Consider the following 23478-nt stretch of genomic DNA (forward strand, 5'->3'; position numbering starts at 1 on the left):
CGCGCCGATCACTCCGTCAGGTAGTCACTCGCCTGTGGCTCTGCGGGATCGGTCGGAACCTCGACCAGCCGCGGCTCGTCGGCGTCGACGGCCGCCGAGACCGCGTCACGGACCGCCTCGGGCGTCTCCGCGCGGGCCGCGCTCACACCCATCGACTCGGCGAGCGCGACGAAGTCGATGGGCGAGTCACCCCACGCGTAGGAGCCCGCTGGCAGCCCGTGGTCGCGCTCGGCGCCGTCGCTGATGATCGCGTAGTCCTCGTTCCGGAAGACGACCGTCGTCACCGGGAGGTCCTCTGCGGCGGCGGTGTGGAGTTCGTGGACCGCCATCATCAGCCCGCCGTCGCCGGCCAGCGCGACCACGTCGGCGTCCGGGTTCGCCGCCTGAGCACCCAGCGCGGACGGGAGCCCGCTGCCCATCGTCGCCCACGATCCGGGATTGACGTACGAGCGTGGCCCCATCGCGGGGAACGTCGCCAGCGCCCAGATCCGGAAGCCGCCGGCGTCGGCGGCGACGATGGCGTCGTCCGGGACCGCCTCCCGAACGGCCCGCAGCGCGCCGGGCGAGGTCAGCGGCGTTTCGCCGTCGGCGAGTTCGTCGACGCGCCGCGAGACGGACTCCCGGAGCCGGCTCGCGACCGCCTCGGCCTCGTGGTCCGAGACCGGGAGTTTCCCGTTCAGCGCCGCGATGGTCGGCTTGGCGTCGGCGACGATGCCGACGGTCGGCTCGTAGTTCGTCCCGAGGTCGTCGGGCGAGAGCGTGACGTGGATCAACTCCCCCGGGAGTTCGAGGGTGCGCCCGCGAGTGACCAGTTCGTCGAAGTCCGTCCCGACCGCGAGCACTGCGTCTGCATCGGCGATGTACTGGTGGATCTCCGGCGTCGTCGCGCCACAGAGCACGCCCGCCGAGAGCGGGTGGGTTTCCGGAATCACGCCTTTGCCCTTGTACGTCGTGAGCACGGGGGCGTCGTAGCGCTCGGCGAAGGTTCGGAGCTCCTCGCTCGCCTCGGCGCTCCGGACGCCGCCGCCGGCGATAACGACTGGCGCGTCGGCGCCCGCGAGGATGCCGCCGGCGTCGGCGACGGCGTCGGCCGGCGGCCGGGAGAGTTCGCCGGCGTCGATCTCGCCGACGCCGCCGTTCGGCGTCGAGCCGGGGAGGTAGGACTTGGGGATGCCCAGCCGGACCGGCCCCTTCGGCGCCGTCGTCGCCGTCTCGACGGCGCGTTCGACCTCCGCGAGCACGCCGTCGGGGTTCTTGACCACGCGGTTCTCCTTGGTGACGGTGTCGTAGGTCTCCGGCGGCGTCTCGTGAATGCCGTCGCGGCCCCGGACCTCCGGGTCGGTTTCGACGGCGATGTGGACCAGCGGCGTGTTGTCGTTGTACGCGTTCTTCAGCCCGTTCATCGCGTTCATGTCGCCGGGGCCTGGGACGACGACGGTGGCAGCGGGTCGGCCGGAGGTCTCGGCGTAGCCCCACGCTTGCTGGGAGACGGCCGTCTCGTGACGGGCCATCACGAACCGCACGTCGTCGCGGCCGTCGATGGCCTCGTTCAGCGGGAGTGTCTGCTTTCCGGGGATTCCGAACACGGTGTCGATGCCGGCCTCGACGAGTCGGTCGATGACGGACGCAGCGAGGGTCATGCTCGGACGTGGGGGCCGGCGACGGGAAAACTGTATCTCACTCCGCGTGGCCGGTCACCGACGGGCGACCGGCGTCTCCGGGAGGAAAAGCGGTTTGGGCGCGCCCCACCCACCGTTGGGCGTGAAAGACCAGTCGATGCGGCTGGAGGTCATGTTCGCGTTCGCCCGCGACGACGACAACCCACTCGCAGAGAGCGAGGAGACGCCGCTCCGGGAGGCGGACGTTCGCTTCGTCGATGAACTGCTGGAGGAACACGGCTTCGCGCCGGACGACTCCAAACTCGACGACCAGATCATCCAGTGCAAACACATCCCCGACGCGGAGGCCGTCGACGCGGTTGTCGACGGCATCACGGAGCGCTACGGGGAGTCGAACGTCGAGCGAACGGTGTACAGCGGCGGGGAGTTCGGCGTCTCGCCGGACGTGGCGGTGACGGGCATCGCCATCGAGTCGCTCCCTGAAACCCTGCGAAGGGAACGCTAACGGCGCTTACTGGTTCCAGGCGGCCGCGTCGGGGTCGATCAGCCGCTCTTCGTCCTCGATTCCGTCGATAGTGGCCACGTCCTCGTCGGTGAGTTCCAACGCCGTCGCCTCGTAGTTCGCACGGATGTGCTCGGGGTCGGTCGACTGCGGGATCGGGACGACACCCTTCTCCATCGCCCACGCGAGACAGACCGCGGCTACGCTCGTGTCGTGGCGGTCGGCGACTGTCTGCAGTTCGGGCGTGTCGAAGATCTCGCCCTGCCCCAGCGGACAGTAGCCGACGAGCGTGTGGCCGTGGTCGTCGGCGTAGGCCCTGAGTTCGTCCTGCGGGAACAGCGGGTGACACTCGACCTGGTGAGCGGTGATGTCGGCGTCGAGGATCTCGCGGGCCTCGTCGAGCAGTTCGGGCGTGAAGTTCGAGACGCCGACGCTGCGGGCGACGCCCGCCTCGTGGAGTTCGTCGAGCGCGCGGAGGCTCTCCTCGGGGTCGTAGGCGCCGGTCGGCCAGTGGACGTACAGCAGGTCGACGGCGTCGACGTCGAGTCGCTTCAGACTCTCCTCGCTCGTCCGCTTGGCGTCCTCGTAGCCGAGGTTGTCCGGGAGAATCTTGCTCGCGAGCACGACATCGTCCCGATCGACGTCCGCGAGGCGCATCCCCGCGCCGACGGCGGGCTCGTTGTCGTACATCTGTGCGGTGTCGAGGAATCGGTAGCCGGCGTCGAGGGCCGTGCGGACGCTCTCGACGCAGTCGTCGCCTGTCGCGCCGGAGGTACCGAAGCCGATGTCGGGGAGGTCGATGTCGCTCATGGCTGTAGCTTGGCTGTCGTGGAGCGAGCCTAAAGAACTCCGCTTCCCGGCGACTTACTCCAGTGCGCTCGCCGCGCGCACGATGGTCGCCTCGTCGAACTTCGCGCCGATGAACTGCATCCCGACCGGGAGGCCGTCGGCCTCGCCGGCGGGCACCGAGATGGCGGGGAGGTCAGCCAAATTGACCGGGACGGTGTTGGCGTCGGCGAGATACATCGTCCGGGGATCCGCCAGTCCCTCGCCGAGTTCGAACGGCGGCACGGGCATCGTCGGCGAGGCGAGCACGTCGGCTTCCTCGAGCGACTCGTCGAAGTCCTGCTTGATCCACGCCCGGGCGTCCTGTGCCTTGGCGTAGTACTTGTCGTGGTAGCCCGCCGAGAGCGCGAACGTCCCCAGCAGGATGCGGCGCTTGACCTCGGGGCCGAACCCTTCCTCGCGGGCGGTCGCGAACGCCTCGTTCCAGTTGCCGGCCTCCGAGAGGTCGTCGTAGTCACCCGCCTCGACGGCGTTCAGGCCGTATCGGGTGCCGTCGAAGCGCGCGAGGTTCGAGGAGGCCTCGGACATCGCGATCACGTAGTAGGCGGCGACAGCCTTCTCCACCGAGGGCATCGAGACCTCGACGTACTCGGCGCCCTGCTCCTCCAAGTCCTCGATGGCCGCCCAGAACGTCTCGACGACGCCCTCGTCGGCGCCGTCGAGCAGTTCGACGGGGACGCCGATGGTCATCCCCTCCACGTCGCCGTCGGCGGCCGCGGCGTAGTTCGAGTCCTCCCCCTCCTCGACGGTGGTAGCGTCGCGCTCGTCGGCGCCGGCGATCACGTCGAGCAAGCCCGCGGCCTCCTCGACGGTCGGCGCGATCGGGCCGATCTGTTCGAGGGAGTTCGCGTAGGCGACGAGGCCGTAGCGGCTCACCAGCCCGTAGGTCGGCTTGATGCCGACGACGCCACAGAACGCGGCCGGCGCACGGACCGAACCGCCGGTGTCGCTACCGAGCGCGAGGTCGGCCTCGCCAGCGGCGACGGCGGCCGCGGAGCCACCGGAGGAGCCACCGGGAACGCGGTCGGTGTCGACCGGGTTCAGGGTCGCGCCGAAGTGGGAGGTCTCGGTGGTCGAGCCCATCCCGAACTCGTCCATGTTGGCCTTGCCGTTGATCGTCGCGCCGGCGTCCTTGAGGTGCTCGACGACCGTGGCGTCGTAGGGCGGGACGTAGCCCTCGAGCATCTTCGAGCCACAGGTGGTTTCGACGCCCTTCGTCGAGATGTTGTCCTTCACGGCGACGGTCTTGCCCGCGAGCGGGCCGTCGTCGTCGCCCTCGATCGTCTCCCGGGTGATGTAGGCGTTCAACTCCGACATTACGACACCCGGGGCCCCTTGAAGTAGCCGTCCTCGGTCTCGGCGGCGTTCTCGAGGGCCTCCTCCTGCGTGAGCCCCTCGGCGACCTCGTCGGCCCGCATCACGTTCACGAGGTCCGGTTTGCTCTCGACTTCGGGCACCTCGTCGAGGCTCTCGAAGTCGGCGAGCACCGCCTCGAACTGCTCGGTGAAGGTCTCGACCTCCTCGTCGCTGAGGTCGACCCGCGCGAGGTCGGCGACACCGCGGACCTCCTCGGCGGTGACCGCCGGCTGATCGTCGTCGTCGCTCATACGTTCGGGTCGCCGCGGACCGGGAGTAAGGGTTTCGGTGAGGCCCCGAGGACGCCGCCGGAACGCGTTTGGCCGGAGCATCGCCGGCCGCCGGTGGCGGGGAGCCCAGTCGTCGTTCTACTCCTCGAGGGCGTCCTTGATCGCCTGCTCGGTCCCCTCGACGATCCCCTCTTCCGTTTCGGAGCCGCCCGACTTCCCGCCGCTCCCGCTGCTGGTGCTCCCCTCGAAGGCGTCCTGTTTCCAGTCGGAGTTGTGGGACTCCTGGTCTTTCTTCGAGGAGCCGGAGCCCTCGTCGCTGTCGGAGTCGCTGTCGGAGTCGCTGTCGGAGTCGCTGTCGGAGTCGCTGTCAGAATCGCTGTCGGAGTCGCTGTCAGAATCCGAGTCCGAGTCACTATCCGAATCGGAGTCGCTGTCGGAGTCGGAATCACTGTCCGAGTCAGAGTCGTTGTCGGAATCAGCGTCGGTGTCCGAATCAGAATCGCTCTCGTCGTCCGAATCGGCGTCCGGCGGGTCAGGAGCGTCGGCGGAGTCCTCGGAGGTCTGTGTCGAGTTCGCGTGCGTCTCGACCGTGCTGCTCCCGGGTTCGATCTCGATTTCCTCCCAGTCGCTCGATTCCCCCGAACTCCCGTCCGCGCCGCCGTCGGCGTCCCCGGAACCGCCGTCGGAATCGGCGTCCGAGTCCGGCGGGTCCGGCGGGTCGTTTCCCATACGTTCCCCTCTCTCCCCGGACCTATCAAGGGTGGGGGCCCGAGCGCGGTTCGCCCCGGCTCAGAGCCCGATCTCGCGGCCGATGACGAGGTGCTGGATCTCGCTGGTCCCCTCGCCGATCTCCATCAGCTTCGCATCGCGGTAGAACCGCTGGGGCGCGAAGTCCTCGGTGTAGCCGTAGCCGCCGAGGGTCTGTACGGACTCCTCGGCGACCTTCCGGGCGGCCTCGCTGGCGTCGAGTTTGGCGAGTGCGGACTCGCGGCCGACCGTCTGGCCCTGGTCGTACGCCCACGCTGCCTTGTGGGTGAGGAGTCGTGCTCGCTCGATCTTCCGGTGCATGTCGACGACCTTGTCGCGGATCGCGTCGAACTTCGAGATCGGCTGGCCGAACTGCTCGCGCTCGGTGGAGTAGTCCCGCGCGGCCTCGTAGGCGCCCTGTGCCAGCCCCGTCGAGAGCGCGGCGATGCTGATGCGGCCGCCGTCGAGGGTCTTCTTCGTCTGCTCCCAGCCCTCGCCCTCCTCGCCGAGCAGGCGGTCCTCGGGGATGCGCACGTCGTCCAACTGGATCTCGCAGGTCGGCGAGCAGTTGAGCCCCATCTTCTCCCAGACCGTCGATATCTCGAACCCGTCGTCGTTCTCGGGGTCGACGATGAACGTCGAGATGCCGCCGTAGCCCGCGTCGGGATCGGTGACGGCCTTCACGAGCACGCTGTTGGCGACGTTCGCGTTGGTGATGAACTGCTTCGTCCCGTTGAGGACGTACTCGTCGCCGTCCTTCACGGCCGTGGTGTCCATGTCCGAGGCGTCCGAGCCGCTGCCGGGTTCGGTGAGCGCCCACGCGCCCATCCCCTCACCCTTCGCGAGCGGCTCCAGCCACTCCTCCTTCTGTTCGTCGGTGCCGAACATCTCGATGGGCTTCGAACCAAGCGAGACGTGTGCGGCGTAGGAGAGCCCGATCCCGCCGGAGACTCGACCCAGTTCCTCGGTGACGAGTGCGTACATGAACTGGTCGCCGCCGAGGCCGCCGTACTCCATCGAGACGGGGACGCCCATCATGTCGAGTTCGCCGAGCTGCTCGAAGATCTCCTCGGGGAAGCGGTGCTCGCTCTCGACTTCTTGGGCGATGGGGGCGATCTCCTCCTCGCAGAACTCACGCACCGTATCGCGGATCATCCGGTGTTCCTCGCTGTCGATCACGTCAAGCAGGCCGGGCTCGCTCATGCGCGGCCGTTCGGGCGAGACGGGCAAAAACCCCGCCGGTCCGCCGGCGTCGTCGGTCCGCATGAGGCCATTGACCCCGACCGTGTCACGCGGTGGCGCCCAAACACACTAACGTCTCCCCCGAGTGATCCGCGTATGAGCGTGAGTTCGCGCGACGTCGCCGGCGGCTACGCCCACGCCTCCGATCACCACTCGGTCACGCTCGACGAGGAGACGTTCCGGGCGCTGCTGACCGACTGCTACGACCGGCTGGCGAGCGTCGCCGCCGACGGCGAAACGATCACCGAGGAGGTACTCGCCGAGACGCTGGGGTTCGACGACCCCGGCCGCCTGACGCCGCTCCTCGACGCCATCGCCTTCATCGAGGCAAAAGCCGGTCGCCCGCCGCTGACGGTGCTGGTGGTGAAGCGCCGGACCGGTAAGCCCGGCGTGGAGTTCTTCGACACCGTCGAGCGACTGGGCCTGGACGACGGCTACCGCGCCCGGACCGACGACGAACTGCTGGCGATGATGGCGACGAACGTCTACGCGGCGTGGCAGCGCTGAGAAGGGCCGCTTTCCTGCCAGAAGCGATCGAGGACCGCTTAGCGGTGGCGCAGGGCCGTATCGAACCCGTCGCGGAACCGCTCGGCGTCCTCGGCGTGGAGTTCGGTGACGTCCGCCGTGACGGCGGCGGCTTTCGACGCCAGTTCGTCGACCAGTTCGGTGTGGCGCTCGTCGGTCTCCAGTTCGTGACGCGGGTAGCGCTCACCCAGTGCCTCGATGGTCGAGACGAGGGCGAACAGCTCACGGAGTTCGTCGGGGTAGTTCGAGCGCCGTGCCAGTTTCTCGGTCGTCCCCAGAATGTCGGCTTTCGCCACGGGCTTGCGGAGGTAGTCGTCGAACGGCATGTCGATCACGTCGTAGTCCGGTTCGACGGCGCTCATCATCGCGATCCCGGCGTCGCCGGGCGCGGCGTCGATCCGTGTAAGCGCCTCGTCCCCGGCCATCCCCGGCATCCGGCGGTCGAGCAACACGGCGTCGACCTCGTGGTCGTACCGTTCGACGGCCTCGTTCCCGTCCGTGGCGACACGCACGTCGTAGTCGGCATCCAGCCAGAGGGCCGCGGACTCCGCGAACGCCTCCTCGTCGTCGACCACCAGGACGGTGGGACGCCCCCCGGCGTCGCTTTCGGTCATGGCTTGCTAACGGTGGACCTTCGGATAAAGCCCCGACGTGGCCCCGCTCAGGGCGTCGGCTGTTCGCTGACCGGGAACACGAGGTCGACCACCGTTCCGTGTGGGTCGTTGTCCCTGATGCGCACCTCGCCGCCGTAGCTCGCCATCATCTCGTGGACGAGGTAGAAGCCGAACCCGTTCCCGGGGTCAGAGAGGTTCGCCTCGCCGGCCGTGAGCAACTCCCGCTTCTGGTCGTCCGGGATCCCCGGGCCGTCGTCGGCGACGTGGATCGTGAGCGTTCGCTGGCTCTCGCGCCGACCACCGTCGCTCAGTGCCGCCGGCGTCCGACGACGGTCACGGACGCCGTCGCTCGGGAGCCGTTGGCTGGCCCGAGTGGTCCAGACCTCGACTTCGGGTTCGCCGTCGCTGTGTTCGACGGCGTTCTCGAGGACGTTCCCGATCACTTCCCCGAGTACGTCGTCGGCGGTGACGTGCAGGTCGGCGTCGGGGAGGTCGTGTACGTCGAAGGTGGCGTCGTAGCGCTTCGAGGCGCGTGTGAGCTGTTCGGAGAGCGTCGCCCGGATCGGCACCGGTTCGAGCGGCCGGTCGTGCAGCGCGGCGTCCATGAACGCCCGGATGGTGTCGATCAGGTCGGTCATCTCGTCGACGCGGCTCCGGATCACCGAGAGGTGTTCCTCTGCCTCGGGGCCGTCGACGCCGGCGTCGAGGTGTTCGATGCGGGCGTTCACGAGGTTCAGCCCGTTGAGAAGGTTGTGCCGGACGACGCGGTTGACGAACTCGAGGCGCTCACGCTCGTGGGCGAGTTCGCGCCGGTCGCTCCCGAGTTCGTAGCCGACCCACGCCGCGAGCAGTTCCGTGAGCGCGCGCTCCCACGCAGTCGCCGGGGTGCCGACACGGTCGAGGAAGGTGAGCACCGCGACGGTGTCGGCGTCACCAGAACGCGGAGCGTTCTGGTTGCCCGCAGAGCTTCGCTCTGTGACGTCGACGACGACGGGTGCGGCGACGTACGTCTGGAAGGAGGAGCCGGCACCGTGGTCGAACTCGAAGCCGCCGGTGACGGCGTCGCTCCCGGCGGGGCCGTCGCTCGATCCGGTCTGGAGTCCGCCGGCGTCGACCACGTCTTCGACGGAGCGGATGTGGAGGTCGGGGACGGCGTCGCCGGCCGTGGGGTCGACGGTGTCAGAGCGGACGGTTTCGATGGAGCGGTCGCCGTCCAGTCGCGTGACGGCGGCGTAGTCGGCGTCGAGGTACTCCCGGCCGGCGTCGAGGATGCGGCCGACGGGGTCGGGGTCCTCCGTCTCTCTGGGGAGGCGGGCAAGCCCCTCGAGCGCGTCGAAGGCCTCGCGCTTCTCGGTCACGTCGGGGTACTCCTCGATCCAGCCGCCGGCGTGGAGGCCGTCCTCGATCCGGTGGCGGGAGCGCTCGACCCACTGTGGCTCCCCGGCGGTACGAACCCGGTAAGCCGGGTCGTCGGCGTCGGGGATTCGCTGGGCAGGGGTGAGAACCTCGCCGAGTACGGCGTCGCGCCCGCGGCCGACGGCCGACTCGTGGTCGATGTCGAACGTCTCCGCGGCTGCCGCGTTGAGCCACGCGATCCGGCCGTCGGCGTCGACGACGATGGTGGCGACCGTCGAGGAGTCGATGACCTCCATCGCGAGTTCGCGGTGGGCGGTCTCGTCCCGCCGGGCGGCCTCGCTGCGGCGCTCCTTCTCGACGTTCAACACGGCCGTGGCGAACGCCAACAGGCCGGCGATCAACACGCCGTCGATGGCGATAACGTACTGGGTCGGGTCGCCCGTGCTCCAGAGGGCCGTCGCCCACCCGGCCAAGACGGCCGCGGCGACGGTCACCCCGTACGTCTGGACGACGACGCTGTTCAGGTGGTCGGTCTCCCACTCCCGTGTGGCGAGCCACGCGCCGCCGACGAGGAGGGACATGGCGATGCTGGAGACAGCGAGACTCCCCGCGAGCGTCTCCGGTCCCCACGGATCGGGAACAGTAGGGGCGAGGTCCGCTGCGGGGAGCGCGAGCGCGAGCATCCCGAGCAGCGAGATCGCGCCGCCGCGGAGCCACCGACCGCGACGGCTCGTACTGTGCATGGCGAACCGAACACAACGGATCGGTGTAAAACCAGACGGTGGGTGTGAACGGAACTACAGCCCGACTCAGGGCATGTGGATGCTCTCCTCGGCCTCCAACAGCTCGTGGTAGCGGTTACGGATGGTGACTTCACTGATGTTGGCGACCTCGCTGACCTCCGACTGGGTCACCTTCTCGTTGGTCAGCAGCGATGCGGCGTAGACGGCGGCGGCCGCGAGGCCGACCGGCGACTTGCCCGAGTGGACCTCTTGTTCCTTCGCGGTCTGGAGGAGCTGACGCGCACGGCGCTCGGCCTCGTCGGAGAGGCCCAGGTCGCTGGCGAAGCGGGGGACGTACTGTTCGGGGTCGGCGGGCTGGATCTCGAGTTTGAGCTCCCGTACCACGTAGCGGTAGGTTCGGGCGATCTCGTCCTTCTCGACGCGGGAGACGGCGGAGATCTCGTCGAGGCTGCGCGGGGTCCCGGCCTTCCGGGCGGCCGCGTAGAGGCTCGCCGTCGAGACACCCTCGATCGAGCGTCCCGGCAGGAGGTCCTCGCTCAGCGCGCGCCGATAGATCACGGACGCGGTCTCGCGGACGTTCTCCGGGAGGCCGAGGGCGGACGCCATCCGGTCGATCTCGCCGAGGGCCTGCTTGAGGTTCCGCTCCTTCGAGTCCCGGGTCCGGAACCGCTCGTTCCAGGTCCGAAGCCGCTGCATCTTCTGTCGCTGGCTGGCCGACAGCTGGTTGCCGTAGGCGTCCTTGTCCTGCCAGCCGATGTTCGTCGAGAGCCCCTTGTCGTGCATCATGTTCGTCGTCGGGGCGCCGACGCGGGACTTCTCGTCTTTCTCGCGGGAGTCGAACGCGCGCCACTCGGGGCCGCGGTCGATGCTGTCCTCGTCGACGACGAGGCCACAGTCCTGACAGACCGTCTCGCCGTGTTCGGTGTCGGTCGCGAGGCTGCCGCCGCACTCGGGACACTGGAGTTCGTCGACGGACTCCTGTTCGTCCTCGGTCTCTTGCTCGCTCTTTGCGGCCTCGGCACGCTCGCTGGTGTACGCTTGGACTTTGTCGCTCATTGGGTGTAGTGGGGGGGGGAGAGACAGATGGGTCTGGGCTGCAGTCGTCTCACCTCTGGGTACCACGCCACACTACTTGAATCTACTGGCTAATTTCTCGGATTAGCATGCTGGGAGAAATGCTTGTGTAGCCCTGACACTCGATAATTCGGCAGTGTTCTGGATGTGTTCCATCCGTGAGGACAGCCGTACAGTGACTACTTGAGGGTTTCGTCGGGGTGAACGAAGGGCTCTATTGAGGGTTTCGCTCGGGTACCTTACGCCAACCACGCCCACGCCACCGCGAGTTCGTCGGGGTCGAACTGGCGGATCTCCATCTCCGTGAGGCGGTCCTCGACCGCCACCAGCCCCTCGATCAGCCGGCTCCCCGAGACCACCGCGTGGCGGTCGATGTCGTCGCCGTGTTCCAACCAGAACCCGAGTTCCTCGTCGAGTGCGCCGAACTCGACGCCGGGGAAGTCGTCGAAGCGCAACAGTACCCGGACCGGCCGGTCCTGGGTGGCGATGGTCCGCTCGATCTCCCCGAGGATGCCGTTCAAGTCCGCTTCGGTCACCTCGTCGTGGAGTTCGAAGCCGATCACCCGTCCCTCGCTGCGGTCGAGTGTCTCGTACATCGTCGACGTAACACTCGGAAACGGCAAAAAGCGTCGGGGCGGCTACCGGGCGTCCCCGACGCTGGGTCGGCCTTACACCTTCGCAGTCAGGGCCGTCGTGAGCCGGTGTTCCACGTCGTCGAACCGATCGAGAACCCGCGCCCCGTCGGCCAGCACGGGGTACGTGGCGTCGATGTCGCGGTAGAGGTAGCGGTACACCGACTCGGCATCGCGGCGTTGCCACCCGAAGGTCACGCCCTCGTGAAGTTCCTGCTGGCGGGTTTCGAGGGCCGACTGAAGCGCACACCGCTCGCTTTCGAGTCGTTCGTAGCGGTCCCTGAGCTCCGTGAACGGGCGACGCCTGAGGCGGTCCCCGTCGAGTTCGGCCGATCTGGTGGCGGCACGGTCGAGCGCGTCGCCGGCCGAGCGGAGCCGTTCGCGCTCCCGTTCGAGTGTCTCACGGTACTGCTGTCGCTGAGTTCGGCTCTCGGCTGCACTGGCGAGGACGGCGCGCTTGACCTGCGGGGAGAGGCGTTCGTTCGCCAGCACGGCGCCGGCGACCCCCTCGCCGAACTCGTTGGCGAAGTTGTCAGCGAACGGCTCGTTGTAGTCCCTTTCGTAGTGGTCGACCGCCATCACGGTGTCGCGGTAGGCCTCCTTGAGCTTCGCCATCCCGGCGGAGTGGCTCCCGGCACCGACGACGCCGACGCCGCCGGCGCCGACGGTCGTGGTCGGTCCCGCCGTCGGGAGTTTCTCCACACGGGTGGTGAACGCCGAGAGGGCGTCGTGTTCGGTCACGACCGTGGCGATCTCCTCTTCGAGCGCCGAGACCGCGGCACGGACGTTCGCTCGGGGGGCGAACAGCAACCCCGTCGTGAGGCCGGCCCACAGCAGCAGTGCAAGCACCGAACCCGCGACAGCCTCGACGCATCCGAACGCGCCGCTACACGTGGCGACGCCGCCATCGATCTCCGGCGCGAGGCTGTATGAAGCGGGCATTGATCGTGTGAGTGTGTGGCGCGGACCTACTTCAAACAACAGGGTGGCTGGCACTCGACCGACAGAAGCAAACCCGGCCCGCTGGACACACGAGCATGGTCAAGATGGTCGTGCTGCTGGTCCGAAAGGAGTCGCTCGACTACGACGCGTTCCGGGAGTACTGGGAGAACGAACACGTCCCGCTGGTCGAGGAACTGCCCGGCGTCGAGCGCTACGTCACCTCCCACCCGACCGACCCCGAGAAGAGCGCCTACGACGGCGTCGCCGAGGTGTACTTCGAGGACATGGAGACACTGAGTGCGGCCTTCGACTCCGAGGCTGGACAGGCCCTGCAGGCGGACGCCGCGGAGTTCTCCGACCAGGAAGCCGGCGAGACCCTGTTCATGGAGGAGACCGAGCAGTTCGTCGCGTAGTTACTCGATGCCGGGCGGGGCACCGTCGCCCCCGAGACGGCGCTGGTCGGCGTAGTAGACGTGGACCGCGCTGGTAGTGCCGAACAGGGCGACCAACCCGACCATCCACCCGAGGTCGGGCACCATTCCGAACGGCGGCGCTCCCACCCAGAGGGCGGCGACGAGCGCCGCCGCGAGCGCGCTGAGACCGAGGTAGAACTCGCTCCACGGGATCTCGTTCCCCTCGACGACCTCCATGTAGACCCGTAGGGACTCCCCACGCTCCGTGAGTTCGATCGTGTCTCGTGAGTTCTCGTACTGCAGGAGGCCGGCGTCGTCCATCCGTGGTAGATGCGTTTGGTGGAGCGAGACGTAGACGCGCCGACGCTCCTCGGAGCTCACTTGCTCCAGGTTCTCGCCGTTCTCCCAAGCAGCGATCTGTTCGGAGAGTTCGCCGATCTCTGCCCCCTCATCTCGTCCGATCAGGTAGTGGAGCGCGTGGCGACGCCTGTCGTTGCTGAGTATGTCGAACGCCTCCGTTTGACTCAGATCTCCACTGCCGTCGGCGGTGGAACGTTGGGACAGGGCCATCGTGTATTCGGTTAGTAGTCAATTAGTTAAGAGTTTCTATAACCTAAGTTAGTTGAAATGTTTACGAGTCCATCGCTTCTGGAACAATCCGGAACCTCGCCGATTAAGCCGGCCTTACACCCTACGCAAGCCGGTCCTAAAGCGGTGTATGGTCGTGATACGCTCGCTTACAGCGAGCCTACGAACGTGTACGTCAATCATGAAGAAGGGGGTGTACCCCAATGGCTGTGATGTCGCACACCACCGCTCGAACGGTCGGTGTGTGGGAAAACGAACTATGTCCGACGACGACAGCGGTTCCACGATCGAGCTGAATAGGCGGCGAGTACTCGCAGGACTGGGCACCATCGGTGTCGCGTCTGCGGGGGCGGGCGCGGGGACGATGGCACTGTTCTCCGACACGGAGAGCAGTAGCGGGAACACGGTGCAGGCGGGGACCCTGGATCTGACCCTCGGCAACGGCGGCAGTGCGCCACTTTCGGCGTCAAACGTCGCCCCGGGCGATTCCGGAACGAGCGTCCTGCAGGTGAACAACGAGGGCTCGATCAACGGCTCCCTCGACGTCAACGTGGCGAACGTGTCCCCGAATGACGCCAACCCGGAGCCCGAGCAGTCCCTCGACGGCACTCGGCAGTTCGACATCCACTACGGGTTCGACAACGCGAGCCCGCAGAACCAGGTGTCGCTCCAGTCTGAGTTCGGCGGTATCGCGACGGTCGAGATCGACCTGAGTTCCGATCCCGTCGTCGTCACGGCCGACCTCCCCTACGCGCTGGACCCGGACGGAGGGAGCAACGATTTCGACGACTCGATCACGTTCGCGTTCGACGCCGACAACGACGGCGTCGAGGACTTCCAGCTGGCCGCGCGGGATTCAGACGGGAGCGACACGTTCGAGCTGGTCTACGACGACGGGAGCGCGCTGCCGTCCGGATCGCGCAACCGCAATCAGCCGGTCCCCTCCGGGTACGACGTCCGTCTCGAGAACGGTAACAAACGATTCGTGGTGGAGGTTCCGGCCGGCGACCTCGCTGACCCGTTCGCGATCACCGGTCAGGCGAACCTCGCTGCGTACTCCCCCAGTACTTCCGGGAGCAACCTCTCGATCCCGCTCATCCCCGGGTTCGGCTACAACAACCCGCCTGTGGCCGGGACGAGCCCGTTCGACGGGACCGCGACGAAGATGGTCGAGATCCAGTCGGGTGAGCTCCGGACGCTCGCGGATCTGTTGGACGTGACCGTCTCGGTCAGTTCAGACGCGGCAGCCAGCTCGAACGACACGTTCGTCTCGGCGGGCAAACTCAACCGTCTCCCGATGGTGGACGCGGAGCCGAACGAGCCTCTCGATTCGGGTGGCAGCAAGTACGTGATCGTCGAGTACGAGCTCTCCCCGAACGTGGGGAACGCGGTCCAGAACGACTCGGTGGACTTCGACGTGGAGGTCGAGCTCAACCAAGAGGACTCGCAGTAACCGAGGTGACCTCGCATGAGTGAACAGTCCCTCATCGTCCGCCTCGCCGGACGCCGAACCCACACCGGGCTTGGCACCGACAGGAGCGACAGCCCCGTCGGCGCCGAGGGCGAGAAGTCGACCGGCGCGCCCGAGCGAGGAACCCGGAGGTAGCCACGCATGAGCGACGACGACAGTTGGTCGGCGGAGATCACCCGACGGCGCGCGCTCGGCGGTATGTTCACGCTGGGCGCCGCCGCCTCGGCCGCGGGTGCAGGGACGATGGCGTTGTTCAGCGACACCGAATCGAGTACCGGAAACACAGTGCAGGCCGGCACGCTCGACCTCACGGTGAACGGCAGCGGCTCGAACGCCGTCGTCGACGTGTCGAACGTCGCTCCGGGCAACACCGGCAGCGACTCGACGAGGATCCGGAACGACGGCACGCTCCCTGGCTACCTCACGTTCGGCGTCGCCGGTTTCGCGAACCCCGAAAACGGCGTCAACGAGCCTGAATCGGGCGCCCTGCTGGAGCGTGATCCGCGTGGAGCCAGCTCCGGGGGCGACCACACCGGCGAGTTGGCACAGAGCCTGGACATCAAGATGAAGCTGCTCGTCGACGGTGACCCACACTACCTCGTCGGGGACGAGAACGAGTACGAACTGGCGTCCGAGGTTCGGCTCGGGGCCTACTCGCTGAACGGTGATTCGGGGCCCGCGGACCTGCAGCTCGATGCCGGACAGGAGATCGAGTTCGTGACGGACTACAAGATCTCCGACAACGTCCGCAACGAGGTCCAGAGCGATAGCGTCGTCATCGACCTCGCGTTCGCGCTCATGCAGGAGCGGGGACAGACGGTCGTTCCCGAGACCCGGGAAGTCGACGCGTCGACGATCGGTCCCAAAGGGAACAACGCCGGCGTTCGGTTCGCCGTGACGAACGACTTCGGGCAGGAGGCGACCGTCTCCGCGCTCCACGTCCAGCCCGCGAACACGGATCTCGAACTCTTGAGCGACCTCCAGGGCGGCTCCGGCTACCGAAACGGGAACTACGACTTCGGCGCCGACGTGTACGTCGATGCCGACACCGACGGCTGGGTCGACGGCGGGAGCGGCGAGTTCCCCGTCCCCGGTTGGATCGACCTGACGGCGGACGGCTACGACGACAACGCCGACCGGGAAGCGGTGATCGCGGCCGGCAACACCGCGACGGTGTCGCTCTATGCCTTCCGACAGACGGAAGGCAGCTACCCGTTCGACATGACCGACGAGCCGGTTCGTGTCACCCTCGACGTGACCCTGAACGACGGGACCGAGACGTTCGTACCGCTCACGATGACGCCCGAGTAGCATCGATCAACCAACGACGACACGCGCGGGTGCGGGCCGGCCCGGGGAGCGACAGACGCTCACCGCGGTCGCTCCGGCGGTTCGACTCCGCCGGCGTGCATTCGGATCCAGATGGGCAACGATCACACCGACCGACCGCTCTCGCGGCGGCGATTACTGACGAGTCTCGCCACCATCGGCGGCTCGCTGAGCGCCGCGGGCGTCGGGACGTGGGCGCTGCTTGACGACCGCGAACGGGGGGCGATGACGGTCCAGGCGGGGACCGTGTCGCTCGCTACCGGCGACGGCGCGGTCAGTCCCACCATCACCGTCGATGACGTCGAAGCCGGCGCGAGCGGGGCCAAGCGCCTCGAACTGACGAACACGGGCAGCCTCGCCGCCGGCCTCACGGTGTGCGTCGACAGCGTGACCGCCGGCGGGAGCGGACCGGCACCCGACGAGTCGCCGATCGTCGACGTGGTGTTCAACGGCTGCGGGCAGGCACGGCTGCTGTTCGATCGGCAGCCCGACTCGCCGGTGTCCGTGACCGTCGAACACGGCGACGGCGACGCCCGTTCCGTCGAGATCGGGACCGACGACCTCGAACGGGACGGCGACGGCTGGCGGTTTACGTACACCCGAACGGGCGGGAAGGGCGGCTACATCCAGCGCGTTCTCGCCGCCGACCGACGCTGGGACAACGACGACTGCTCGAAGGCCGGCAAGTCGGCTCCCAACCCCTCCGACGGGGCCGAACCCACCGACCTCGCCGAACACGTCTCGGTCTCGCTCGGGATCGACCCCGCGAGCGGTGCCGAGGAGACGCTGTTCGACGACGTTCCCGTGGAGGCCCTGGCCGACGGAGCGACCTGCCACGGCGCGTCGGGCACGCTCGGCAGCGGCGAGAGCGCCGCCCTCGTCGTCGACTGGGACGCCGACGCGTCGCCGGCCCGACTCGACGGCCGGATCACGATCGACCTGACTGTGACACTCCAAACATGACCGAACGTACTCGACTCGACCGACGGACTCTCGAACGGGTGACGCGCCGATGAAGACCCCGGACCTCGAAACGGTCGGTGCCATCGTGCTCGTGCTCGCGGTGCTCCCCTTCGTCGCCTACGCGGTCCCACAGGCCGTCGGCGCGACGAACAGCTACGTGGTTCTCTCGGACAGCATGTCCCCGGAGATCCGGGCCGGCGACGTGGTGATCGTCGACGACGTGTCGAGCGACTCGATCGGCGTCGGCGACGTGATCACCTACGAGTCGGCCGACTCGGACGAGCGGATCACCCACCGCGTGGTCGCCGTCGACGCGTCGGACGGCGAACGGCGGTTCGAGACGAAGGGGGACGCCAACGAGGAGGCCGACCCGCGCCCGGTTCCGGCGAGTGCCGTGATCGGCGTCGTCCAGTTCCACATCCCCCTCATCGGCCACGTGATATCGTTCGCCAGCTCCGACCTCGGCCTGTTGCTGTTCGTCGTCCTCCCGGCGTCGGCGCTCGCGATCTCCGAGGTATACTCGCTCTACCGCGACGCCACCGGCGGGGGCAGTACCGAACCAACGGAGACGACCCCGGACAGTCGGCAGGATCACGGAGGGGACGACTGATGGGGAGCAGTCGCTACCGGGCCGTGTTCGCGGCGCTGTTGTTCGCACTCGCGCTGACCACGGCCGGGGTCCTCGGCGGCGGCGGGAGCGTGGCGGGGTTCTCCTCCAGCGTCGCGGTCGGCGTCGGCTTCGTCGCCGACGGGACGCCGACGGCAACCGCGGCCCCGACGGCGACGGCAACCCCCACCGCAGCCCCGACAGCAACCTCGACGCCGAACGCCACCGTCACACCAACACCTACCGCCACGCCAACCCCGACACCTACCGCCACACCAACCCCGACGCCTACCGCCACGCCAACCTCGACGCCGAACGCCACCGTCACACCAACACCCACCGCCACACCAACCCCGACACCTACCGCCACGCCAACACCCACGAGCACACCAACCCCCACCACCACGCCGACGCAGTCACAGAACACCACTAGTAGCGCCACGCCGACCGAGACCCCCGAAACCGAGTGACCATGGCGGGAACACGACGAGTAACCAAACGGACCGTGCTGATCCTCCTCGTCGTGTCACTCGTGCTGTTCGGTCTCGGGGCGGGGATCATCGACAGCGGGGACGATAGCCCCTCGCCGGACCAGACGCCCCCGCCTTCGACGACGGAGACGACGCCGGGCGTGGGACAGCCGACTGTCACGGTCACGCCGCCGGAGGGAACACCGACCGAGACGGACCAACCGGAATTTACATCCACAGGAACGGCCCGCCCCAACGCGACCGAAACCACGACACCGACTGTGGCCGAGACGCCGGCGACCGCTCCCAACGCCTCGCTCCGAATCGACGCGTCCTCACCCCCGGATGTGGAGAACGACGACGGCGTTGTCGGGCCGCTCTGGGGCTCGCTGGGGGGGACCCTCACGTGGAACGGCTCGGTCGACAGCGTCGTGATCGTGGTGAGCGCGGTGGCACCCGACGAGGGGTGGGTCGAACGCGAACGCGTAACCGTTCGGCCAGAAACTGACTCGGTCGGGATCGCCGACGTGCTCGACGGCGAGCGCTACCGGCTCCTCGGCGGCGACCTGTCGCGAGGGCTCGACAACCCGGACGGCGGGACGACGGTCACCCGAACCGGCGCCGTCGGCGTCACCGCCGTACTGTTCGAGGACGGCCGGGAGCGAACACGCGTGACCGACACCGCGACCTACCGCTTCGACGTGGCCAACACGGGCGACGTCGACATCTCGGTCTCGGCCACGGACGACGACGAACAGGTCACCGCAGTCAGTGACGGCGGCGACTTCGCCCCGGGAAGGAGCGCGAACCGGTCGATGACGGTCAGCAACACCGGCAGCTTCGCGGGGACCGTCGGGGTGTACGTAGAGAACAGACGCGGCAGCGAGAACGGGTTCGCGGCGCCCGAGAAAGCCGTCGACGACGACCCAGCGAGCGAACTGCTCGAACAGCTCCGCATCCGGATCGCTGTCGGCAGCGGTGCGGATCGACGCTACGTGCTCGGCGGCCCGACCACCTGGGTCGACCTCTCCGGATCGATCGACGAGAACAGGCAGATCACCTCGTTCGGTCTCGATCCGGGCGAGAGCCGTACACTCGTCGTCGAGTGGCGGCTCCCCGAGAGCGCTGGGAACGAACTGATGACCGACACCGCGAACTGGGACGTCACCTTCGTCTTCGAGAGCGACGGCGCCGACTGATCAACCGAGGAGCAATCGGAGATTGAGCGACGTGGTGAACGCCCCGATCAGCGCGATCGTGACCGGCGGGAGGTAGTAGAGCACCCGGTCCTCGGCGTTCGCCCCGTCGACGCTGATGAGGATACAGGCGACGAACACCCCGATCTTCAGGACCACGAACCCGGGGAGCCCGTAGGCGTCGGTCACGGTTCGGACGAGGGCGTTCGCCTCCCTGACGCTGTCGCTGTACCACAGGAGCGCGATGGTCGTCACCACGTCGCCGACGCCGTAGGTGGCGGTGGCGACGATCCAGAGCTGCGTGAACGTCGCCCGGTCGACGTCGGTGTCCTCGATACTGAACCGTGCCAGAAATGTCACAGAGAAAGGACGGCGGTTCCGAAGAAATAGCTACCGGTCGGATGGTTCAGAGCACGCCGTTCTCGCGGAGTTCGGCGATCCGATCCTCGCTGTAGCCCGTCTCCGCCAGCACCTCCTCGGTGTGTTCACCCAGTAGTGGCGGGTGGCGGCGAGCGTCAGCGGCGTACTCGCTGAACCGCATCGGCGACCCCGGTAGTTGGACCTCGCCCGCCGTGGGGTGCGGGACGCGCTGGTACATGCCGCGAGCCTCTGCTTGAGGGTCGTCGAAGGCCTCCAGCACGTCACGGATGCGACCGACGGGCACGTCGTTCTCCCGGAGCAGTTCGACCACTTCGTCGACGGTGCTGTCGGCGAAGGCGTCGGTGAGCGTCGCCTCCAGTTCCTCGCGGTTCTCGACGCGCTTCTCGTTGGTCTCGAACCGGGGGTCTTCGAACAGTTCGGGCCGGTCGAGCGCCTCACAGAGCCGGTACCAGATCGCCTCGCTCGCACAAGCGACGACGACGTAGCCGTCCGCCGTCTCGAACGCCTGATAGGGCGCGATGTTGGGGTGGCGCGAGCCCATCCGCCCCGGCGCCTCGCCCGAGGCGAAGCCGTCGGTCGCCATGTAGCTGAGCCACGCCAGAAGCGCGTCGAACAGCGCCACGTCGATCCGGTCCCCCGTCTTCTCCTCACCGTCGTCGGCGAACTCCCGCTGGAACAGCGCCGCCAGCACCGACTGGGCCGCATACATCCCCGCCGCGAGGTCGGCGACGGCCACGCCGACGCGGACGGGGGGACGCCCCTCCTCGCCGGTGATGCTCATCATCCCCGCCTCGGCCTGCATCATCAGGTCGTACGCCGGCCGTTCGGCTTTCGGTCCGGTCTGGCCGTAGCCGGTGATCGAGCAGTAGACCAGCCCGGGGTTCTCCTCGCGGAGGCTCTCGTAGTCCAGCCCCCACTCGGCGGCCTTGCCCACGCGGAAGTTCTCCAGCACCACGTCGGCCTCGGCGGCGAGGTCGCGGAACGCCCCGCGGCCGGCCTCGCTGGCGAGGTTGAGCGTGATCGAGCGCTTGTTCCGGTTGATGCTGGCGTAGTAGGAGCCGGCGCCCTCGCCGAAACTCGGCGGGGTCCAGCCGCGGGTCTGGTCGCCGCCGTCGGGGCGTTCGACCTTGATCACGTCGGCACCCAGGTCGCCCAACTGCATCCCGCAGAACGGGCCAGCGAGCACGCGCGAGGCGTCGAGCACCGTCACGCCGTCGAGCGGTCCGGTCGAGTCGTCGGTCATGCTCCCCCGCTGTCGGGCCAGCGGCTTAGTGGTTCCCACCGGGCAGCAGCGTTTTGGTCACGCAGCCGAACTATCGGTATGGAACACATCGACGCCGGGGGCGCCCGGATTCCGAAGCTCGGACTCGGCACTTGGCAGAACGAGGATCAGTCGTGTGCCGGGGCCGTCGAGACGGCGCTGGAACTGGGCTATCGCCACATCGACACCGCACAAGTGTACCAGAACGAGGTGGCGGTCGGGAACGGCATCGCCGCCGCCGACGTGGACCGCGAGGACGTCTTCCTGACGACGAAGGTGTGGCGCTCGAACTTCCACCACGACGACGTGATCGAATCGGTCGAGGAGAGCCTCGAAAAGCTCGACACTGACTACGTCGACCTTCTGTTGATGCACTGGCCCCACAAGCGCGTTCCCGTCGCAGAAACGCTCGGCGCGATGGCGGAACTCCACGACCGCGGGCTGGTCGAGCACATCGGCGTCAGCAACTTCACGGCCGAGCAACTCCGACAGGCAATCCGGGTCTCGAACGTCCCCATCGTCGCCAATCAGGTGCTCTACCACCCCTACTACGACCAGTCGGACCTCCTCGAAGTCTGCCGGGAGGAGGACGTGGCGCTGACGGCCTACAGCCCGCTCGCTCGTGGCGCCGTACTCGACGACGACGTGCTCGCGACGATCGGCGAGCGCTACGACAAGTCCGCCCCACAGGTCGCGCTCCGCTGGCTGGTCCAGCAGGAGGGCGTCGTCGCCATCCCCAAGGCCAGCAGCCGGGAGCACCTCGCGAGCAACCTTGCCGTCTTCGACTTCGAACTCTCGGAGTCGGAGATGGCCCGCGTGGGAAGTCGAACGCCCGGCATCCGGACCCGACTCTACAACCTCATGCCGCGGCTCGGGCGGAACATCCCGGTCTGAGCTACGGCTCGCCGGTGGCTCGCGTCGGCGTCGACTCGGGAAGGAACAGCAGGTAATCGAACGTCGCCGGGAGGTCAGTCCGGGCGTACCCTACTCCCTCGTCAGCGGTCGGGTCGAACACCGACCCGACACACCGCGTTCGTCGTGGTTCGCCGAGCCAGTCCGACAGTCGCTCGTCAGTGGCTGCGGCGTCGAGGTCGAGCAGGAACGGCGCGTCGTCGACGCCCGCGAACGCCGCGGTCGCGCTGCGCTCGGCTGGCTCGCCAACCGAAAAGGTCCCCAGATCGCCGCTCTCTGCCCCGACCGCACGGAACGAGCCCTGCCCGAAGTCGACCCCGACCGGCCGGTAGCCGTCGCCGAGTTCCGCGCTGAGTCGCTCGCCCATCGCGGTCGCGTCGGCCCAGACCGTCCCGTCGTCGAACGTCCCGCGGCCGACGTGGCTGTCGTGAGCCCAGAGCGCCACGCCGGAGCCAGAGTCCCGCTCCAGCGCCCACAGCGCGTTCTCGGCCATGAACCGATCGCGGGCCGCCATCCCTTCGGGGTGGGGGCCGGGCTGTTGGTGCCGGACTCGCGCCCACTCGGTCGCCTGCTCGATCACCCGGCAGAAGTGGCGGGCCCTCCGCCACGCTTCCGGCGATGACCGGCGCTGGTAGGCCTCTCGGTTCGCCTCCACTCTGTCGGTGAGCGTCGCCGCGGCCGCGGCAACGTCGTCCAAGGTGCGTTCGCGTTCGGCCTCGTCGTCAGGGACCGTCGTGTTGGAAACGGCCCGGAACGCATCACTCCCGGTGGTGTCGGGATCGACCCGCTCGAAATAGCTGCCGAGCGGTGCTGCCGGCGTCGATGGTGCCGAGAGGTCGACGCCGTGAACGCGGACCTGTTCCTCGGCGGGTCGGCCGCGGTTGAATCGCCGGAGCCACGTGAGGAGATCCCTGACCGACTCGGTTTGCCACTGCCACATGTCGAGTTCGGCCAGCGACGACTCGGGGCTGTCCGGGGCGTCGTCGACGGGGTCGGCACGAACGAACGCGTCCAGGGCCGTCGCCGCCGCGGCGCCGGCCTCGAACCCGACCGTCCGGAAGCCACAGTCGGCCACGAGCCACTGGATCAGGCGGGCCTTGTGCCGGAAACACTCCCGAGTCCCGTGAGTCGCTTCACCGAGGCCGACGATTTCGGCATCGGCGAGCGCCGGTGGGTACGGGGCGCTATCCACTTCGCCGGTGCCGTCAGACTGCCTCTGACTGCCTGCAGAGCTTCGCTCGGAAACGTCGCTGCCCGGCCGAGGGATGGGCAGGGAGTGGTCGACGAGCGCGGCACGAACCCGGGAAGGGCTGGACATGGACGTGGCTGGTGACCGGAACGGCAGAAGCATGCCGATCCGGTGTGGCATACCGTGACAACATTTACCAACCATGGAACCGTAGAGACAGCCGATGGTCGGCCCACAGTTCGCCTGTAAGGAGTGCGCTCGGACGGTGAG

The 23478-nt window shown here is 68.1% G+C and carries 26 protein-coding genes; 10 read left to right on the forward strand and 16 right to left on the reverse strand.

Features of this window, described 5'->3' with window-relative positions; genetic code table 11:
• Positions 1-8: 8 nt before the first annotated feature.
• Complete coding sequence (locus tag NO998_RS06965; protein ID WP_267646382.1) at positions 9-1640, reverse strand: thiamine pyrophosphate-binding protein; 1632 nt, start codon at positions 1638-1640, stop codon at positions 9-11.
• A 121-nt stretch (positions 1641-1761) separates the two neighbouring features.
• Between NO998_RS06965 and NO998_RS06970 the strand changes: the two genes are divergently transcribed.
• A complete protein-coding gene (locus tag NO998_RS06970) occupies positions 1762-2124 on the forward strand; it encodes a hypothetical protein (RefSeq protein WP_267646383.1) in 363 nt (120 codons plus the stop codon).
• A 6-nt stretch (positions 2125-2130) separates the two neighbouring features.
• Here NO998_RS06970 and NO998_RS06975 read toward each other — a convergent pair whose 3' ends face one another.
• The 5 genes from NO998_RS06975 to NO998_RS06995 form a co-directional block, all read right to left on the reverse strand.
• Positions 2131-2931, reverse strand: a complete 801-nt coding sequence (locus tag NO998_RS06975) for an aldo/keto reductase (protein WP_267646384.1) — start codon at positions 2929-2931, stop codon at positions 2131-2133.
• 54 nt (positions 2932-2985) lie between these two features.
• The gene (gene gatA, locus NO998_RS06980) at positions 2986-4284 is read right to left on the reverse strand and encodes an Asp-tRNA(Asn)/Glu-tRNA(Gln) amidotransferase subunit GatA (protein WP_267646385.1); all 1299 of its coding nucleotides are present in this window, start codon (positions 4282-4284) and stop codon (positions 2986-2988) included.
• The gene (gatC, locus tag NO998_RS06985) at positions 4284-4574 is read right to left on the reverse strand and encodes an Asp-tRNA(Asn)/Glu-tRNA(Gln) amidotransferase subunit GatC (RefSeq protein WP_267646386.1); all 291 of its coding nucleotides are present in this window, start codon (positions 4572-4574) and stop codon (positions 4284-4286) included. The genes gatA and gatC overlap by 1 nt, the downstream gene beginning before the upstream one ends.
• A gap of 117 nt (positions 4575-4691) precedes the next feature.
• Positions 4692-5282 carry a hypothetical protein gene (locus tag NO998_RS06990; RefSeq protein WP_267646387.1) on the reverse strand — a complete coding sequence of 197 codons (591 nt, stop codon included), beginning with the start codon at positions 5280-5282 and terminating at the stop codon, positions 4692-4694.
• A gap of 60 nt (positions 5283-5342) precedes the next feature.
• Complete coding sequence (locus NO998_RS06995; RefSeq protein ID WP_267646388.1) at positions 5343-6503, reverse strand: acyl-CoA dehydrogenase family protein; 1161 nt, start codon at positions 6501-6503, stop codon at positions 5343-5345.
• 135 nt (positions 6504-6638) lie between these two features.
• On the opposite strand from NO998_RS06995, the gene NO998_RS07000 reads away from it, so the two are divergent.
• Positions 6639-7049, forward strand: coding sequence for a hypothetical protein (locus tag NO998_RS07000; RefSeq protein ID WP_267646389.1), 411 nt, complete (start codon positions 6639-6641; stop codon positions 7047-7049).
• Between the two features lie 38 nt (positions 7050-7087).
• Here the strand turns inward: NO998_RS07000 and NO998_RS07005 are convergent, their stop codons facing one another.
• The 5 genes from NO998_RS07005 to NO998_RS07025 form a co-directional block, all read right to left on the reverse strand.
• The gene (locus NO998_RS07005) at positions 7088-7681 is read right to left on the reverse strand and encodes a response regulator (protein ID WP_267646390.1); all 594 of its coding nucleotides are present in this window, start codon (positions 7679-7681) and stop codon (positions 7088-7090) included.
• 47 nt (positions 7682-7728) lie between these two features.
• A complete protein-coding gene (locus NO998_RS07010; protein WP_267646391.1) occupies positions 7729-9780 on the reverse strand; it encodes a PAS domain-containing sensor histidine kinase in 2052 nt (683 codons plus the stop codon).
• Positions 9781-9846: 66 nt separating this feature from the next.
• Positions 9847-10836, reverse strand: coding sequence for a transcription initiation factor IIB (locus NO998_RS07015; RefSeq protein ID WP_267646392.1), 990 nt, complete (start codon positions 10834-10836; stop codon positions 9847-9849).
• Between the two features lie 257 nt (positions 10837-11093).
• Positions 11094-11450 carry a SpoIIAA family protein gene (locus NO998_RS07020; protein ID WP_267646393.1) on the reverse strand — a complete coding sequence of 119 codons (357 nt, stop codon included), beginning with the start codon at positions 11448-11450 and terminating at the stop codon, positions 11094-11096.
• A 72-nt stretch (positions 11451-11522) separates the two neighbouring features.
• On the reverse strand, positions 11523-12428 hold the full coding sequence (locus tag NO998_RS07025; protein WP_267646394.1) for a DUF7260 family protein: 906 nt from the start codon (positions 12426-12428) through the stop codon (positions 11523-11525).
• Between the two features lie 95 nt (positions 12429-12523).
• Here NO998_RS07025 and NO998_RS07030 point away from each other — a divergent pair, with 95 nt between their 5' ends.
• Entirely contained in the window at positions 12524-12841 is a 318-nt protein-coding gene (locus tag NO998_RS07030) for an EthD family reductase (protein ID WP_267646395.1), read from the forward strand.
• Here NO998_RS07030 and NO998_RS07035 read toward each other — a convergent pair whose 3' ends face one another.
• Positions 12842-13411, reverse strand: a complete 570-nt coding sequence (locus NO998_RS07035; protein ID WP_267646396.1) for a DUF7344 domain-containing protein — start codon at positions 13409-13411, stop codon at positions 12842-12844.
• Positions 13412-13688: 277 nt separating this feature from the next.
• Here NO998_RS07035 and NO998_RS07040 point away from each other — a divergent pair, with 277 nt between their 5' ends.
• From NO998_RS07040 to NO998_RS07060, 5 genes are all read left to right on the forward strand, one after another.
• Entirely contained in the window at positions 13689-14882 is a 1194-nt protein-coding gene (locus NO998_RS07040) for a TasA family protein (protein WP_267646397.1), read from the forward strand.
• A 15-nt stretch (positions 14883-14897) separates the two neighbouring features.
• A complete protein-coding gene (locus NO998_RS07045; protein ID WP_267646398.1) occupies positions 14898-15035 on the forward strand; it encodes a hypothetical protein in 138 nt (45 codons plus the stop codon).
• A gap of 6 nt (positions 15036-15041) precedes the next feature.
• On the forward strand, positions 15042-16211 hold the full coding sequence (locus NO998_RS07050; RefSeq protein WP_267646399.1) for a TasA family protein: 1170 nt from the start codon (positions 15042-15044) through the stop codon (positions 16209-16211).
• A 111-nt stretch (positions 16212-16322) separates the two neighbouring features.
• Positions 16323-17192, forward strand: coding sequence for a TasA family protein (locus NO998_RS07055; RefSeq protein ID WP_267646400.1), 870 nt, complete (start codon positions 16323-16325; stop codon positions 17190-17192).
• 49 nt (positions 17193-17241) lie between these two features.
• Positions 17242-17802, forward strand: a complete 561-nt coding sequence (locus NO998_RS07060) for a signal peptidase I (RefSeq protein WP_267646401.1) — start codon at positions 17242-17244, stop codon at positions 17800-17802.
• A gap of 13 nt (positions 17803-17815) precedes the next feature.
• Here the strand turns inward: NO998_RS07060 and NO998_RS07065 are convergent, their stop codons facing one another.
• On the reverse strand, positions 17816-18241 hold the full coding sequence (locus tag NO998_RS07065) for a hypothetical protein (RefSeq protein WP_267646402.1): 426 nt from the start codon (positions 18239-18241) through the stop codon (positions 17816-17818).
• 30 nt (positions 18242-18271) lie between these two features.
• Here NO998_RS07065 and NO998_RS07070 point away from each other — a divergent pair, with 30 nt between their 5' ends.
• Positions 18272-19468, forward strand: coding sequence for a hypothetical protein (locus NO998_RS07070; protein ID WP_267646403.1), 1197 nt, complete (start codon positions 18272-18274; stop codon positions 19466-19468).
• On the opposite strand, the gene NO998_RS07075 is transcribed toward NO998_RS07070, so the two are convergent.
• Positions 19469-19825 carry a DUF5658 family protein gene (locus tag NO998_RS07075; RefSeq protein ID WP_267646404.1) on the reverse strand — a complete coding sequence of 119 codons (357 nt, stop codon included), beginning with the start codon at positions 19823-19825 and terminating at the stop codon, positions 19469-19471.
• A 46-nt stretch (positions 19826-19871) separates the two neighbouring features.
• Entirely contained in the window at positions 19872-21089 is a 1218-nt protein-coding gene (locus tag NO998_RS07080; protein ID WP_267646405.1) for a CaiB/BaiF CoA transferase family protein, read from the reverse strand.
• A gap of 78 nt (positions 21090-21167) precedes the next feature.
• On the opposite strand from NO998_RS07080, the gene NO998_RS07085 reads away from it, so the two are divergent.
• Positions 21168-22001: an aldo/keto reductase gene (locus NO998_RS07085; RefSeq protein WP_267646406.1), complete on the forward strand. Its 834-nt coding sequence runs from the start codon at positions 21168-21170 to the stop codon at positions 21999-22001.
• 1 nt (position 22002) lies between these two features.
• On the opposite strand, the gene NO998_RS07090 is transcribed toward NO998_RS07085, so the two are convergent.
• Positions 22003-23337, reverse strand: coding sequence for an erythromycin esterase family protein (locus tag NO998_RS07090; protein WP_267646407.1), 1335 nt, complete (start codon positions 23335-23337; stop codon positions 22003-22005).
• Between the last annotated feature and the right edge of the window lie 141 nt (positions 23338-23478).

It is taken from the genome of Halolamina litorea (assembly GCF_026616205.1).
GTDB classification, from domain to species: Archaea; Halobacteriota; Halobacteria; order Halobacteriales; family Haloferacaceae; genus Halolamina; species Halolamina litorea.

What these genes read in the sequence shown, in the direction of transcription:
- NO998_RS07000 (WP_267646389.1), top strand. Translation starts at nt 6,639, where the DNA reads ATGAGCGTGAGTTCGCGCGACGTCGCCGGCGGCTACGCCCACGCCTCC.
- NO998_RS06995 (WP_267646388.1), bottom strand. Translation starts at nt 6,503, where the DNA reads ATGAGCGAGCCCGGCCTGCTTGACGTGATCGACAGCGAGGAACACCGG.
- NO998_RS06975 (WP_267646384.1), bottom strand. Translation starts at nt 2,931, where the DNA reads ATGAGCGACATCGACCTCCCCGACATCGGCTTCGGTACCTCCGGCGCG.
- NO998_RS07015 (WP_267646392.1), bottom strand. Translation starts at nt 10,836, where the DNA reads ATGAGCGACAAAGTCCAAGCGTACACCAGCGAGCGTGCCGAGGCCGCA.
- gatA (WP_267646385.1), bottom strand. Translation starts at nt 4,284, where the DNA reads ATGTCGGAGTTGAACGCCTACATCACCCGGGAGACGATCGAGGGCGAC.
- NO998_RS06965 (WP_267646382.1), bottom strand. Translation starts at nt 1,640, where the DNA reads ATGACCCTCGCTGCGTCCGTCATCGACCGACTCGTCGAGGCCGGCATC.
- NO998_RS07030 (WP_267646395.1), top strand. Translation starts at nt 12,524, where the DNA reads ATGGTCAAGATGGTCGTGCTGCTGGTCCGAAAGGAGTCGCTCGACTAC.
- NO998_RS07005 (WP_267646390.1), bottom strand. Translation starts at nt 7,681, where the DNA reads ATGACCGAAAGCGACGCCGGGGGGCGTCCCACCGTCCTGGTGGTCGAC.
- NO998_RS07055 (WP_267646400.1), top strand. Translation starts at nt 16,323, where the DNA reads ATGGGCAACGATCACACCGACCGACCGCTCTCGCGGCGGCGATTACTG.
- NO998_RS07025 (WP_267646394.1), bottom strand. Translation starts at nt 12,428, where the DNA reads ATGCCCGCTTCATACAGCCTCGCGCCGGAGATCGATGGCGGCGTCGCC.
- NO998_RS07045 (WP_267646398.1), top strand. Translation starts at nt 14,898, where the DNA reads ATGAGTGAACAGTCCCTCATCGTCCGCCTCGCCGGACGCCGAACCCAC.
- NO998_RS07085 (WP_267646406.1), top strand. Translation starts at nt 21,168, where the DNA reads ATGGAACACATCGACGCCGGGGGCGCCCGGATTCCGAAGCTCGGACTC.
- gatC (WP_267646386.1), bottom strand. Translation starts at nt 4,574, where the DNA reads ATGAGCGACGACGACGATCAGCCGGCGGTCACCGCCGAGGAGGTCCGC.
- NO998_RS07060 (WP_267646401.1), top strand. Translation starts at nt 17,242, where the DNA reads ATGAAGACCCCGGACCTCGAAACGGTCGGTGCCATCGTGCTCGTGCTC.
- NO998_RS07070 (WP_267646403.1), top strand. Translation starts at nt 18,272, where the DNA reads ATGGCGGGAACACGACGAGTAACCAAACGGACCGTGCTGATCCTCCTC.
- NO998_RS07090 (WP_267646407.1), bottom strand. Translation starts at nt 23,337, where the DNA reads ATGTCCAGCCCTTCCCGGGTTCGTGCCGCGCTCGTCGACCACTCCCTG.
- NO998_RS07050 (WP_267646399.1), top strand. Translation starts at nt 15,042, where the DNA reads ATGAGCGACGACGACAGTTGGTCGGCGGAGATCACCCGACGGCGCGCG.
- NO998_RS07035 (WP_267646396.1), bottom strand. Translation starts at nt 13,411, where the DNA reads ATGGCCCTGTCCCAACGTTCCACCGCCGACGGCAGTGGAGATCTGAGT.
- NO998_RS07040 (WP_267646397.1), top strand. Translation starts at nt 13,689, where the DNA reads ATGTCCGACGACGACAGCGGTTCCACGATCGAGCTGAATAGGCGGCGA.
- NO998_RS07020 (WP_267646393.1), bottom strand. Translation starts at nt 11,450, where the DNA reads ATGTACGAGACACTCGACCGCAGCGAGGGACGGGTGATCGGCTTCGAA.
- NO998_RS07080 (WP_267646405.1), bottom strand. Translation starts at nt 21,089, where the DNA reads ATGACCGACGACTCGACCGGACCGCTCGACGGCGTGACGGTGCTCGAC.
- NO998_RS06990 (WP_267646387.1), bottom strand. Translation starts at nt 5,282, where the DNA reads ATGGGAAACGACCCGCCGGACCCGCCGGACTCGGACGCCGATTCCGAC.
- NO998_RS07010 (WP_267646391.1), bottom strand. Translation starts at nt 9,780, where the DNA reads ATGCACAGTACGAGCCGTCGCGGTCGGTGGCTCCGCGGCGGCGCGATC.